The 14,312-nt window shown below is 57.1% G+C and carries 13 protein-coding genes; all 13 read right to left on the bottom strand.

What is annotated here, in order from left to right; genetic code table 11:
• Window positions 1-131: 131 nt before the first annotated feature.
• Window positions 132-1,238, bottom strand: a complete 1,107-nt coding sequence (locus IC803_RS03025; protein WP_081208196.1) for a Zn-dependent alcohol dehydrogenase — start codon at window positions 1,236-1,238, stop codon at window positions 132-134.
• Between the two features lie 27 nt (window positions 1,239-1,265).
• Window positions 1,266-1,595 carry a hypothetical protein gene (locus tag IC803_RS03020; RefSeq protein WP_081208194.1) on the bottom strand — a complete coding sequence of 110 codons (330 nt, stop codon included), beginning with the start codon at window positions 1,593-1,595 and terminating at the stop codon, window positions 1,266-1,268.
• Window positions 1,596-1,749: 154 nt separating this feature from the next.
• Window positions 1,750-3,495 (bottom strand): ABC1 kinase family protein, encoded by a 1,746-nt coding sequence (locus tag IC803_RS03015; RefSeq protein WP_081208192.1) that lies wholly within the window; start codon window positions 3,493-3,495, stop codon window positions 1,750-1,752.
• Between the two features lie 19 nt (window positions 3,496-3,514).
• Window positions 3,515-4,657, bottom strand: coding sequence for a thiolase family protein (locus tag IC803_RS03010; protein ID WP_081208190.1), 1,143 nt, complete (start codon window positions 4,655-4,657; stop codon window positions 3,515-3,517).
• A gap of 114 nt (window positions 4,658-4,771) precedes the next feature.
• A complete protein-coding gene (locus tag IC803_RS03005) occupies window positions 4,772-5,614 on the bottom strand; it encodes an SDR family NAD(P)-dependent oxidoreductase (protein WP_081208188.1) in 843 nt (280 codons plus the stop codon).
• Between the two features lie 14 nt (window positions 5,615-5,628).
• Window positions 5,629-6,420, bottom strand: coding sequence for an enoyl-CoA hydratase/isomerase family protein (locus tag IC803_RS03000; protein ID WP_081208186.1), 792 nt, complete (start codon window positions 6,418-6,420; stop codon window positions 5,629-5,631).
• A 95-nt stretch (window positions 6,421-6,515) separates the two neighbouring features.
• Window positions 6,516-7,730 carry an acyl-CoA dehydrogenase family protein gene (locus tag IC803_RS02995; RefSeq protein WP_081208184.1) on the bottom strand — a complete coding sequence of 405 codons (1,215 nt, stop codon included), beginning with the start codon at window positions 7,728-7,730 and terminating at the stop codon, window positions 6,516-6,518.
• Window positions 7,727-8,869 carry an acyl-CoA dehydrogenase family protein gene (locus tag IC803_RS02990; protein WP_081208182.1) on the bottom strand — a complete coding sequence of 381 codons (1,143 nt, stop codon included), beginning with the start codon at window positions 8,867-8,869 and terminating at the stop codon, window positions 7,727-7,729. The genes IC803_RS02995 and IC803_RS02990 overlap by 4 nt, the downstream gene beginning before the upstream one ends.
• A 20-nt stretch (window positions 8,870-8,889) precedes the next feature.
• Complete coding sequence (locus tag IC803_RS02985) at window positions 8,890-10,425, bottom strand: class I adenylate-forming enzyme family protein (protein WP_081208180.1); 1,536 nt, start codon at window positions 10,423-10,425, stop codon at window positions 8,890-8,892.
• A gap of 135 nt (window positions 10,426-10,560) precedes the next feature.
• Window positions 10,561-10,911 (bottom strand): SCP2 sterol-binding domain-containing protein, encoded by a 351-nt coding sequence (locus tag IC803_RS02980; protein ID WP_081208178.1) that lies wholly within the window; start codon window positions 10,909-10,911, stop codon window positions 10,561-10,563.
• Between the two features lie 136 nt (window positions 10,912-11,047).
• Window positions 11,048-11,560, bottom strand: coding sequence for a hypothetical protein (locus tag IC803_RS02975; RefSeq protein ID WP_081208176.1), 513 nt, complete (start codon window positions 11,558-11,560; stop codon window positions 11,048-11,050).
• A 228-nt stretch (window positions 11,561-11,788) separates the two neighbouring features.
• A complete protein-coding gene (locus IC803_RS02970) occupies window positions 11,789-12,982 on the bottom strand; it encodes an acetate kinase (RefSeq protein WP_081208174.1) in 1,194 nt (397 codons plus the stop codon).
• A gap of 289 nt (window positions 12,983-13,271) precedes the next feature.
• Window positions 13,272-14,261: a class I SAM-dependent methyltransferase gene (locus tag IC803_RS02965; RefSeq protein WP_081208172.1), complete on the bottom strand. Its 990-nt coding sequence runs from the start codon at window positions 14,259-14,261 to the stop codon at window positions 13,272-13,274.
• Window positions 14,262-14,312: the final 51 nt, after the last annotated feature.

Raw genomic sequence — 14,312 nt, 5'->3', positions numbered from 1 at the left:
GATCGTTTCACGTTTTTCGATCCCCTTGGTTGCCCGCTTTTTGTCCAAGGATGAAGAGAACGCTCTCTTTCCGACCGCCGAACAGCTTCTCTTGGTTGTTCACCCGAACGCGCGCGGTGCGGCTTTTCATCTCATTCTTCAAAGCGGATGATGCCGCGAATGTTTTGTCCGCTCTTTAAGGCGGCGAACCCGTCGTTGATTTGGCCGAGCGAATAGACGGCGCTGATGAGCGGCTCGAGCTTCAACCTTCCCGCCGCGCATAAATCCAAGAGCTTCGGGTAGTCAACCGGCGGATTGCCTTGGCCAAGCCAAGAACCGGTCAACGTTTTCGATTGGGACGGCAGCGAAAAGGCGTTGATCTCCACCGTTTCATGCGGCGCGGCGATGCCGACGATGACCGTCATCCCTCCTTTTCTCGCCATGTTGTATGCGTCGGCCATCGTCTCTGGACGGCCGATCGCCTCAAACGCATAGTCGACGCCGACGCCGTCGGTCAAGTCGAGCACGGCGCTGACGGCATCGTCCTCGCGGGCGTTTACGGTGTGCGTCGCCCCGAACGTTTTCGTCATCGCCAGTTTTTCCTCGACGACATCAATAGCGATAATTTGTTTCGCCCCCGCTAGCGCAGCTCCTTGAATGATATTGAACCCGACGCCGCCAGCGCCGACGACCGCGACTGTGCTGCCCGGCGGAACGCGGGCCGTATGAATGACCGCCCCCACCCCGGTCATGACGCTGCAGCCGATCAAGGCCGCCAGCTCAAACGGCACATCCCGACGGATTGGGATGACCGCCTGCTCCGGCACGATGGTGTATTCGCTGAACGCGCCAGCAGTTAAAAATTGATAGACGGGTTTCCCATGCAGCGAAAAGCGCGTCGTCCCATCCGGCAGCGTGCCGGTCGCCGTCAGCCGCGCCGCCTCTTCGCATAGATCGGGCCGCCCGATGCGGCAATAGCTGCACGTCCCGCATGATGGCACCCAATTGAGCACTACATGGTCGCCTTGCTTGACGCTTGCCACTCCTTCTCCGACTTCCTCGACAATGCCCGCTCCTTCGTGGCCAAGCACGATCGGCAGCGGCAGAGGGAGCTTGCCTTCGATGACGTGCCAATCACTATGGCAAAGGCCGGCCGCTTTCAGTTTCACTCTCACTTCCCCGCGCTTAGGGCTTGCCACCTCCACTTCTTCGATTGTCAGCGGCTCCCCATAGCGGTGCAATACCGCGGCTTTCGCCATGTCGTTTCCTCCTTTTCCATCCCCGCATTACGCCCGTTTGCCCGCCATATCCCCTTCCTTTTCACAGGCGGCGCCGCGGCCCCGCACTGCATCCAAATAGGCGTCCCATTCCTGCTTGAGCGTTGCTTTCAGCTTGAAAAGGCCGATGACGAGGGGCCGGGTCGAATGGTCTTGCAAAAACACATCGCGGATGACATCCTCAAACTCTTCCTTTTTCCCCGGCAGGCCGTGATCTTTCCCATACAGCAAATGCCTATCGAGCAGCCGGCGGATCGTCGGGCTTCCCGGTCCGCCGCTTTGCCGATAAAACGCTTCGATTCGTTTGGACATCGTCAGTTGTTCTTGTTCGTCATGCATGCTTTCTCCCCTCCCGCTTCTCGTCTGTCCCCGTCGTCCTTGACGCGCTTGTTCCCTTTGACAAAGGTTCGCCGAGGGCGAATCCCACTCTGATCGTCTCCTCGCTGTTCAATCGGATCTCGTGTCGAGTGTCCCTCCTATTTTCGACCTCCCGTTAAAACCATGGCCGCTGCTTGCGGGTGCGGAACAGCCGCCAGCCAAGGAAAACGGCTAAGATGACCGAAGCGGCCAACCCGATGTTGGCGATCGTCGTTTTCTCCATGCCGAGAAACGTCCCGCCCGGGATGCTGGCGATGATGAACCCGGTGGCCATAATGATGGCAAACGCGATGAGGGAAAGCGCCAAACGGTTGGCGATTTGGTTGAGTGTGTTGCGCGTCACCGGGTCGGTTTGGACTTGCACAGTCATGCGCCATTTGTTTTCGGCCATTGTCTCGAGCACTTTGTTGAACCGGCGCGGGAAAGTGGCGATCATTTCCGCCGTTTCCGCGACAAGACTCGCGTTGGCGCGGAAATTAAAGCGCTTTCCAAGGATGCTTTTTAGAATCGGAATTTCATACGCCTCAACGACTTCGCCGTACGAAATTTCCGGACAAATCCAGCGCGCCGTCCCTTCAGTGGCGGAAAATCCTTTCGCCCAAAGCGCCAAGCCGTTTGGGACTTTGCAGTAGTTGCGGAGCCCGATCGCCGTCGCTTCAAGGACGAGGCGGCCGTAGTTGTAGCGGCTGCTTCCTTGGTGGGCGTTGACGTAATTGAGCGTCAACGCCCGCAGCTCGTCTTTCAATTTGACGACATCGGTGTACACAGTCGGCGACATGAGCTCCATAAACACTTCGGCGGCGTCTTCCGCTTGGTTGAGCTGGATGTGCAAAATGACGCGCATTAAAATTTGCGCCATGATGCTGTCCATTCGTCCGGTCATCCCCCAGTCGATGATGACCGCTTTTTTCGTCCGCTTGTCGATCATAATGTTTGAGCCGTGGGCATCGGCGTGGTAATGGCCGTCAAGCATCGTCTGCACGTAATGATGGACAAGATCGATCATGATGTTGACCCGTTCTTCAAAGGTGAGAAAATCGACAGGGAAGTCTTTAATGAGCCAGCCGTCAATGTACTCCATAATCAAGACGCTTTTCGTCGCTTCGTACACGTGTGGAACCGTGACATGTTCGGCCCTCCTTTCATACTTTTGCTTCATTTCTTGCATTTTTCTTGCTTCTTCCGTCATGTCGAGCTCATCCATGGCGCTGCTGTAGTAATCTTGCACGAGCCCCCCGAGGTCAAGGGCGGCCTGCAGTTCGGGCGGCAGCCGCTTTTGCAGGCGGGCGGCCATTTTTTTGATGATGGCGATGTCGGTTTGAAACAGCTTTTCGACCGTCGGGCGCACCACTTTCACGGCGACGACCGGCCCGTCTTTCAGCTTGGCTTTGTATACTTGAGCAAGCGACGCCGAACCGAGCGGCGTTTCTTCGATCCAGTCAAACGTCGCCAAGCCGTCAGGCAGCTCGCGCTCCAAAATGTATTGAATTTTGGCGAACTCGATCGGCGGCACCCGGTCGAGCAATTTTTCCAGCTCGATCGTGATTGGCTCCGGCAAGATGTCCTGTCTTGTGACGAGCACCTGCCCGAGCTTGATGAACGTTGGGCCGAGCTCCTCAAACGCCAGGCGCAGCCTCCGGCCGATATGGTGCAAATATTGTTTGTCTCCCTCGTTCCCTCGCAGCTTGCGGGCGATGACGTCGCCCAGCACCATGCCGAGCCCATTTTTGGCGATCGTCGCAATCATCTTTCTCCTCCGCCTTCCGATGGTGATGGCGGCTAGTTCCTCTTCAATGGCGGCGCCGATGGCCGCCAAGTCGGGCGTCGGTGTTGTTTTGGCCGTTTCAAGCGATGCGTGCAACCCGCTCCCTCCTTTCTGCTTACAGCCGTTCGATGATCGTAGCGGTCGCCATGCCAAAGCCGATGCACATCACTTGCAGTCCGTATTTCCCGTCGATGTCCTCGAGTTCATGGAGCAGCGTCGTCATCAGCCGGGCGCCGCTCGCACCGAGCGGGTGGCCGAGGGCGATCGCCCCGCCGCGCGGGTTGACTTTCGCCATATCCGGCTCGAGCTCCCGCTCCCACGCCTTGACGACCGAAGCGAACGCTTCATTGACCTCGATCGCATCCATTTGCTCGAGGCGCAAACCGGCCTTTTGCAAAACGCTTCTCGTAGCGGGAATGATGCCGGTGAGCATCATGACCGGATCTTCGCCGACGACCGTGCGCGCGGCGATGCGGGCTCTCGGCCGCAAGCCAAGCTGCCGGGCTTTCTCCGCTGACATGAGGAGCACGCCGGCCGCTCCATCGCTCACTTGGCTCGAATTCCCAGCCGTGACGACACCGCCTTTCGGCTGGAATGACGGCGTTAACGCCGCCAATTTTTCGAGCGAGGTTTCGCGCCGGATCCCTTCATCACGGGTGAAGGGCACCGTCCCCTCCCCGCCCGGCACATCAAGCGGAATGATTTCCCGCTCAAACATCCCACGGTCGGTTGCCGCCGCTGCTTTTTCATGGCTGGCGAGCGAAAATTCGTCCAGCTCTTCCCGAGACAACCCCCATTTTTTCGCGATCATCTCGGCGGAAATCCCTTGCGGCACAATGTTGTACCGGCTTGTCAGCTGGCGGCTGAACCGTCCCATGTCGCTTCCCATCGGCACGCGCGTCATGCTTTCGACTCCGGCGGCTATGGCGATGTCGATGTCGCCGGACAAAATCGCCTGCGCCGCGCTATGAATCGCCTGTTGGCTCGACCCACACATCCGGTTTAAGGAAAACGCCGGCACTTCGACCGGAAACCCGGCGGCGAGCACCGCTTGGCGGGCGATGTTGCCCCCTTGCTCCCCGGTCATCGTCACGCAGCCGACGATGACATCTTCCACTGAGTCGGCATCCAGCCCATTCCGGTCGACAAGCGCCCGCAGCACCGGAACGAGCAAATCGACCGGATGAACGTTTGCGAGCGCTCCTTTTTTCTTGCCGATCGCCGTGCGCACGGCGTCAACAATGACGACTTCCCTCATGCCGCTCCTCCTGTTCCGTATCAAAATCAAACCGTTTTCCCTGCGCAGCCAGAGCCGCCGCAGGCCTCTCTTCCTATGTCCTGATCACCGTATTCCAAAGCGGGCGCTTATTCATCAGAACGTAAACAATTCGATGCCGCCGGAAACATTCAACCCAATCCCCGTAATGTATTTCGCTTTATCGGAACAAAGAAACACGATGGCGTTGGCGACGTCTTCCGGTTCACCCGGGCGGCGGAACGCGGTGCGCCGGATCATCCGCTCGTTCATTTTTGGATTGCCCATGCGGAACGCTTCCGTGTTGATGATGCCCGGCACGATGGCGTTCACCGTAATGCCGTAGCGCGCTCCTTCAAGCGCCATGCTTTTCGTAAAGCTCAACACCGCTCCTTTCGTCGCCGAATAGCTCGCCTGACCGAAGCCGCCAAGCGTGCCGGCGACGGACGACATGTTGATGATCCGCCCCCACCCTTGTTCTTTCATGTACGGCCAGACCGCTTTGGTACAGTTGTACGTGCCGGTCAAGTTCACCCGCAAATCGCGCTCCCACAACTCATCGTTTTGCTTTTCGATTTGCGAAACGTGATCGAGCGTGCCGGCGTTGTTGACCAAAATATCAATGGAGCCAAACTCTTCTTTGACGCGGGCGAACACTTCTTTCACCTGCCCGCGGTCAGTGACATCCATTTTGACCGCCATCGCCCGCCGGCCCATGGCGCGGATTTCCTCAGCCGTTTTTTCGGCATAGACGACTTTTGTGCTTTGCATCACTTGGGAGAGCGGCCCATATTTTTGCGCCGTTTGTTTGCTTTCTTCATCCGATTCAAGCAAAATATCGGTAATCACGACATCCGCTCCCGCCTCGGCAAGCGCCAAGGCATCCGCCCGCCCGAGGCCGCGTGAGGCGCCGGTGACGACCGCCACTTTTCCTTTCAGCAGCTCCGCCCATGACGACATCAAGATCCCCCCATTTATCGCAAAAATTGCGGTTGTTTCTTTTGGAAAAACGCGGCCAGCCCGATCGCCGGCTCTCCTGTCTTAAACGTGGCCGCAAATGACGCCGCTTCGATGCCAAATCCGGCTTCTGGAAGCCCTTCGGCCGCATAGATGGCCCGCTTGGCGAGCCCCATCGCCCGCACCGCGCCTTCTGACAATTGCTCGGCAAACGCCGCTGCTTCTTCTTCAAGCCGCTCTGGGGGCGCAATGCGATGAACGAGGCCGAGGGAAAGCGCTTCTTGCGGGTCGAGCCGCTTGGCGAGAAAAATGAGTTCCGCCGCTTTCGCCCGTCCGACAAGGCGCGTCAATCGCTGCGTGCCGCCCGCGCCGGGAATGAGGCCGAGGGAAACTTCCGTAAGGCCGATTTTGCCCCCGCCCATGATACGGAAATCGCACGCCAAAGCGAGTTCGCAGCCGCCGCCAAGCGCGTAGCCGTTGATGGCCGCGACGACCGGCTTCGGCATCGTCGCAAAGCGGTCGAAACAGCGCTGCATGCGGGCGCTTTGTTCAGCGATGCCGGCCTCATTGCCGGCAAACTGGCTTCCGCGCTGAATCATGTCCTTTAAATCGGCGCCGGCAAGAAACGTTTTCGGATGGGCCGACGCGATGACGACAACGCGCACGCCGCGGTCGGCTTCCAATTCGTCGGCGGCTTGTTCCAATTCTTCCATCAGCCGCTCACTAATGGCATTGGCCGGTGGATGGTCGATGACGATCCATGCGACTCCTTTCGCCCGCCGCTCGATGCGCAACGTTTCATAGGACATCGAAATCCCCCCTTTCATTCGATCGAACCGGCAACTTCACAAATGATCATCGTTCTCCGCCGCAAGCAGAGGAGTTGCAGTCGCCGTCCGCCCGTTTATACATGCACGCCGTATGGCGCATACAGCCGTCTTGCCGTGACGAGGCGCTGGATTTGCTGCGTGCCTTCGAAAATGTCAAACACTTTCACATCGCGGTACAATTTCTCGACCAAATGCCCGTCAAGGCCGACGGGGCCGAGCAGCTCAAGGCACATGGCGCATACATGAAGCGCCATTTTCCCCGCCACGGCCTTGCAGATGGCCGCTTCCATGGCGTTCGGTTCGCCGATGTCGGCTTTCCACGCGGCCTCCCAAGTGAGCAGGCGGGCCGCCTCGATCTCTTGCTCCGCCTCGGCGAGCAGCTCAGCCGCTTCATAGTACAAACGGCCTTGCTTCGGATATTCCCGTTTGACAACCTCAAGCGTATATTCGTACGCCGCGCGAGCGATACCCACCGCCATGGCGGCGACGATCGGCCGCGTGCTGTCAAACGTCTTCATCGCCACTTGAAAGCCCGACGGACGATTGGCGCTTGCGCTGTACAGCTCTTCGCCGCCAAGCAAATTGTCGTCAGGGACGAAACAGTCTTCAAACAAGAGTTCCGCCGTTTCATTGGCGCGCAAGCCCATCTTATGGACCGTGCGGGTCGCGACAAATCCCGGCGTTCCTTTTTCGACGACAAAGGCCCGGTGCCCGGCGCGGCCGAGCGATGGGTCAATGGTGGCGAACACGACGACCCACGAAGCGCGGGCGCCGTTCGTGATGAAAATTTTTTGCCCGTTTAATACATAGCCGCCGTCGACTTTCCTCGCGGTCGTGCGGATGCCGGACGCATCCGACCCGGCTTCCGGTTCGGTCAACGCATAGGCTCCCCAGCGCGGCTCATCTTTCGTGAAAATTGACAAAAACCGCTGTTTTTGCTCGGGTGTGCCGCTCGATTGAACCGGCGGCCCCCCAAGGCCAGGGCCGGGAAGGGACAAGGCGACGGCCGGGCAGCCCCACGCGAGCTCTTCGGCGGCGATCACCGCGATGCGGTTGCCTTCGCGCTCTTTTCTCTCCTTTTTCTTGTCCGAGGCGGACGGCGCACGTCCCCCGCCAAACGAGGATGCATTGAGCTGGATGCCCATTTTGTTCACTTTCTGAAGCCATTCATCCGGCACCCGTCCAAGCCGATCCGCCTCCAACGCAATCGGACGCACCTCATGCTTGGCGAACCAATGGACGAGCTCTTTCATTTGTTTTTGTTGCGATGATAAGGTAAACGAAATCATGGCGCCACCCTCTCTTTCCGTTCGCTGAGCAGCTGTTCGCCGCGGCGGATGATCCAGTCCCGCTCCCGGCCATACAGCATCACTTGCGCCTCGGCGTCGCGCATCCATTTTTCGACCGGATATTCTTGCACATATCCGTGTCCGCCGAGCATTTGCACCGCTTGGTCGGTGACATAGCGCAGCGAACGATGAGCGCGCGCCAGCGCCCGCCAGGCAAAGCCTTCCGCCTGTTCATCCCCTTGGTCAACTGCAGAAGCGGCTTGCCATACAAGCCATTTCGCCCCGCGGCAGGCAAACGCCATCTCCGCGATCGTAAACGACACGCCTTGAAACTTGGCGATCTCCTGCCCGAACGCCTTTCTGCCCGCGGTGTATTCAACAGCGTAATCAAGCGCCGCCTCCATCAAGCCGACTTCCTTCGCCGCTTCGATGACTTGATTTCGGGCGCGCACCCGGTTGAGCCATGCGTCCGCCTCCGGGCCGCGGGCGACAAGTTGCTCCGGGCCGGCGTACACTTCCGCAAATCGAAGGCGAGCGATGCCGGAAGCAAGAAGCCCCAGCCTTATATCCCCTTCTTCGATCTCCCATGCTCGCTCATCCAAAGCGAGCAAAACCGTTTCTTCTTCATCCCTCGCGGCGATGACCACCCAGTCGGCTTTCGACGCCAGGCGCACTGGGGAGGACACTCCGTCCACCACGTACCCGCTGCCGCGCCGGCGCACGCGAATGGGCTGCTTCAACGGTTCCTTTTGTTCCGCTTCATCGACCCAGGCAACCGTCGGCCATTGCCCTCCTTTTGCGCTCTCCCGATACCGATGCCATACGCGGTGCTCGGAAGACAGACGGAAGAGGGGAGACGCCTCTCCGGCCCCAGGAAGCCCTTGAATGACAGCTAAATCGCCATAGCTGAGCCCTTGCCAAATGATCGCTTGCGATAGAAGCGGCAGTTCCAGACCTCCCCACAATTCTGGAAGTTCGAGCGCTGACAGGCCAAGCTCATTCACTCGGTCAATCAAGTCGGCCAGAACGGTGCGGCGTTTCTCGCACTCTCTTGCGGCCGGACGGATTTTCTCGACGGCAAGACTGCGGGCGACTTGAAAAAATGCCTGTTCCTCTTCAGTCGGTTGAAACGAAATCACCTTGTCCCTCTCCTTTTCCATTACGATTGAACAGCAGGAATAAACTCGCTGGCCCATTCACGCAGCTTCTTTTTGTCGATTTTGCCGATCATGTTTTTTGGCAAGTAGCCGACCTTTTTCAAAAAGCGCGGGCTTTTGTATTTCGCCACCCGCTTTTGGCAAAACTCGATCAGCTCCGCTTCCGTCACTTGGGCCCCGCGCCGGACGACGACATATGCGGCGACTTCTTCTCCCATTTTCGGCGAAGGGACGCCGACAACGCCGGCTTCAAGCACATCGGGATGGGACATGAGAAGTTCCTCGAGATCGCGCGGGTAAATGTTGAATCCGCCGCGGATGATGACATCTTTTTTCCGGTCGACGATAAACACGTATCCGTCTTCATCGATGCGCGCCATATCGCCGGTATACAGCCAGCCGTCGCGCAGCGCTTGGCGCGTCTCCTCGTCTTTTCCGTAGTAGCCTTGGAAAATGTTCGGGCCGGAAACAATCAGTTCTCCGACTTCGTTTGGCGGCAGGCGGTTGCCGTGCTCATCGACGACTGCCACTTGCACGCCAGGCAGGGGAAGCCCGACCGACCCCAGCTTGATCGGCTTCGTCGGATCGGTCGCCGTCACAATCGGCGCCGCCTCGGACAGTCCGTATCCTTCCAAAATCAAGCAGCCGAATTTGCGCTGAAACTGCTCCGCCAATGGGCGCGGCAATGACGCGGAACCGGACACGCACGCGGCCAAACTGGACGTGTCATAGTGGTCCGCCTCAGGACAATAGCACAACGCATGGAACATCGCCGGCACCATTGCCGTATGCGTCACCCGATACCGTTCGATCGCCTCCAACACTTTTTTCGGCTCGAAATGCGGCAGGAGAATAATCTTGTCGCCCAACAGCAACGCGACGTTCATCATCGTGAAGCCGAATGCATGGGAGATCGGCAGCACGCCAAGACCGACGCGGTCATATTCGGTCGGCAGCCGCTTCGCCATCTCGGCCGCTGCTTTGGCGTTGGCATACAAGTTGCGATGCGTCAAGACGACCCCTTTCGGCATTCCGGTCGTTCCCGATGTGTAAAGCAAAGCGGCAGGAGCATTTTCGGCGACGGCCGCCAGCGGCATGCTGGCAGGAGCTTGTTCCACCCTTGTCCGTAGAGAGCGCGGAGAATCAAGATCGTCCAGCGTAAACATCATTGGAGGCGCCGGCAATCCGTTCGCCGCCTCTTTCACCTTCGCCCACAGCATTTCCGCTGTCAGCACGACTTTCGGTTCGCAATCTTGAAAAATGTAATGGAGCTCCTGCGTCTGCAGCAGCGGCAGCACCGGCACGACAACCGCTCCTGCCTTCAAGACGCCGCTGAAAGCGACGACCACTTCCGGGCTGTTTGGCATCGTCACGACGACGCGGTCGCCCGGCTTGACCCCAAGTTCAATCAACGCATGAGCCAGCTGGGACGAACGGGCATCGCAGTCCACGTTCGTATATTCGTTTCCCTCAAAAATCAGTGTCGGATAAGGACCAAACTGCTCGATATTTTTTGTCCAAACCGTTCGTAAATCCATTCCCCCGTCTCCTTTAACCAAATTGGGCGGGCCTGCGAAAAAGGACGAGCCCGCCGCCTTTTGTCTCCTTTCTTCTGACGGTCGGTGCTGCTGTCAATGAACAAAACAACATGCTGGCCGTCTTTCTTGGTATGCTTATTGGTTTTGATTGGCGCTGTTATAGGCGGACAGCACTTCTTGAAGACGCAGCGCCAGCCCCATATCCCCGTCAATGCGAAGCCGCCCGCTCATAAACGCTTCCGTTCCGTTGAGCTCGCCGTCCACCATTTTTTTAAAATCCTCGCTGTCCATGCTGAGCGTGCAATCCGGCGTTTCCCGCTCTCCTTCAATGACAAATCCCGCATCTGGACGAAGGACGACTTGGTACACCCCCGCATCAGACCCGCTTAAGTTAAACTGGTACACCGCGATGATCCCATCAGCGCGGGATGGGTCTTCCCTCAATTGCGAATCAATCAGTTGGAAAATGTCTCTTACCGTCGTCATCTTCATTGCCTCCTCGAAAATTTAGAACTGTCTGAAATCTCGCTTTGTACTTTTACTATATCGCCTTTCCGTTCCACGTCCTATCCCGAAAATCGTCGGAACTTTCTTTCCTCCCGCGCGGCGCTCCCCGATGTTTTTATGCTTTTAAAGCATGGAGGAGCGCGCGCTCATCAATCAGTTCCAAATAGCGCCGATAAAGCGGAAACGCCGGCACGATGCGCGGCAACAGCTGGAGCGCCTTCGCTTTCGATCCTTTTGCCTTCATTTTTCCGGTCACGAGGGCCAATGGAACGTTGATGTTTCCGCCCCAAAATTGGTGGGCGACGTCCCCGGCTGTCTGAATGGCGACATCAGGCTGATCAAGACCCCGGCCGAACAACACTTCGTAATGTTCGCCGGGCTTTGGCCGCCTCGCATCGATGCTGATGACCGCCTCCGGATCGGTCACATAAAAGACGAACGCGGCGCGGGAACGGCGGATTTGTTCGCCGATGCGGTTGATTTGCTCCACCTCCCCGCCATACTCTTTATACGCCGGATGTTGCCCCCACCAATTGTGCAACTCCTCTCCTGTCCGTGGCCGTGATGGGATTTTCATAAACTCGCCAATGACACGGTAGACATGATCCTCATTGCGGAACAACGCCATTTCCATCGACTCCCTTGCCGTCTGTTTCACCGTCATTTTGCCCTAAAATATACGAAGCGGGCAATTCCGACAATTATAGGGGATATAGGGAGGAAGCGATATCACATTCGAAAACAGCCCTTAGCCGTTTCCATCGCTGCCACTAACAAAATAACAAAAAAGCGGCCGCCCCTAGCATCTAGGAGCGGACCGCTTCGTTTTCAGCCGCTTGTCGTTCTATTCCGCTGCTCATTGCAAATGCGCCAACCGCATCACATCACGGGCGATCATGACCTCTTCGTTCGTCGGAATGACGAGCACTTTGACCGGCGAGTGCGGATAGCTGATGAACGCTTCTTTGCCGCGCACTTTGTTTAACACCGGATCCCAGTAGACGCCCATGAATTCGAGGCCGCGCAATACTTTGGCGCGCACGACATCGCTGTTTTCGCCGATGCCGGCCGTGAAAATGATGGCATCAACACCGTACATGCGGGCCGCATATGAACCGATATATTTATGGATCCGGCTCGCAAACACTTCAAGCGCCAGCTCGGCCCGTTCATTTCCTTCCGCCGCCGCTTTTTCGAGGTCGCGCAAGTCGCTTGAAATGCCGGACAAGCCGAGCATGCCGCTTCGTTTGTTCAGCACTTCAATCACTTCATCGGCCGTCATTCCCGTCTTCTCCATAATATACGGGATGAGCGCCGGATCGATGTTGCCGGAACGCGTCCCCATCGCTACGCCCGCTAATGGAGTGAAGCCCATCGATGTGTCAATCGATTTTCCTGCTTCCACCGCCGCAATGCTCGCGCCGTTGCCTAAATGGCACGAGATGAGGCGCAGCTGTTCGATCGGCCGGCCGAGCAATTCGGCCGCGCGCTGGGTGACGTATTTATGCGACGTGCCGTGGAATCCGTATTTGCGAATGCCAAATTTCGTGTAATACTCATACGGCAAGCTGTATAAAAACGACTGTTCCGGCATCGTTTGGTGGAACGCTGTATCGAACACCGCCACCGCCGGCACGTTCGGCAGCACTTCTTGGAACGCCCGGATGCCGACAAGGTTGGCCGGGTTGTGGAGCGGGGCGAGCTCGGAAACTTCCTCGATTTGTTTCATCACTTCATCGGTAATCAACACAGAGTCGCTGAACTTCTCCCCACCATGGACGACACGATGGCCAATGCCGTCGATTTCCTCAAACGATCGAATAATGCCGTAGCGAATCAATTTATCCAACAGCATTTTCACCGCCACGGCGTGGTTCGGGATGGCGGTCACTTCCTGTTGCTTTTCCCCGTTCACAACGATCGTGAAAATCGCGTCGTCAAAGCCGATCCGCTCGACGACCCCTTTCGTCAACACCGTTTCCGCCGGCATCTCAAACAATTGGAATTTCAATGATGAACTACCCGCGTTAATGGCTAACACGTTCGCCATATATCCAAACAGCTCCTTTTTGCGAAATCCGATCGCGCCTACCGTTAGTGTGCGCGATTGGGCGCCGTTTCACTATGCCTTTTTCATTGTATGCCCCCCTTGTTTTTCTTTCAAGCGCTTGCTCGTTTGGTAATCGGTTGCAAGAAAAAGTTTTTATGTTGTGAAAAATGCAAACGAGGGAGTCCCAAAAAGATCGAACTCCCTCTTTTGCATCACGATCTCCACACACTGCATGCTTCCTTGCGGCTATGCCTCGAACTTCCCTTGAAGGCGGATCGCCTTTTGTGGATCAGCTTCCCTTTTCATTCGCGATCCACGCCTCGATTTTCGCCATCATCGCCTGCATCGCCGTCTTGTTCGAAAAGCGCGGCAGCTCGGCAAGCAGCACATTTTTTGGCGGCTTTGCCATCGGCCCTTTCTTTTGCAAAATGAACACGCTTTTCGCCGCCTGTTCGTGTTGAAACATCGACAGCGGCAGCTGCAGCACGCCTTGGACGATGGCCGCCTCTTTTAGGAATTGGTTCAGCTGTTGCGCTTGCGGGCTTGAAAACAATGTATTGGGAATAAGGAAAAATAAATAACCGCCGTCTTTTGTATGCCGCAAGCTTTGCTCGATCAACAAATGGTGCGCGTACGACCGCCCCTCTTCCGCTTTCAGAGCAAACCGAGCCGCATTGTCATCGTCCGGGTAATAGCCGACCGGCAAATCACAGACGACGACATCAGCCGGTTCGACAAAGAGCGGGCGCAAGCTGTCTTGGTTAAACAGCTGCACCGAATGTTTTTGCAAGTTGGCGTTGACATACGCGAGTTTGACGAGCAAATCGTCGACATCGACGCCATAACTTTTCGCCTGCTTGCCGCTAAGGCCGTTGAGCACCGCCGTCAATAAATTCGCCGTGCCGACGGCCGGGTCAAGGATGGTGAGCGCCAAATGCGGGCGTGTAAACCGGCGCACTAAATACGCCAAAAACAAGCTGACCGCATCCGGAGTCATTTGATGGTGCGGCTGAACATGTTGGCGCATCCCTTTTAAGACGGCAAGCTGGAACGCCTTGCGGATTTCTTCATTTTGAAACCGGTCGATCACGAGTTCGCGATATTGTTTTTTCAACCGTTTGGCGTTTAGCTCGCTCACTTCATCCTGCAGCACATCGCCGTGGAACAAGTTTTCCCCCGTTTCGGCGACCGCCTCTAAATACGTGCATTGCAATTCTTCCTGTAAAATCTGAGCTGTTTCATCCAATACAGTGAACAGCCGCTCAACTGGCGTCATCATTCTGGATATCCCACCTTTCTGCCCATGTCCCTTCTGCTATTGTACGCCGAT

It is taken from the genome of Geobacillus sp. 46C-IIa, from assembly GCF_014679505.1.
Lineage (GTDB): Bacteria > Bacillota > Bacilli > Bacillales > Anoxybacillaceae > Geobacillus.
Note: the sequence above shows the minus strand (reverse complement) of the source record. Positions and strands in the feature narration are given on the sequence as shown.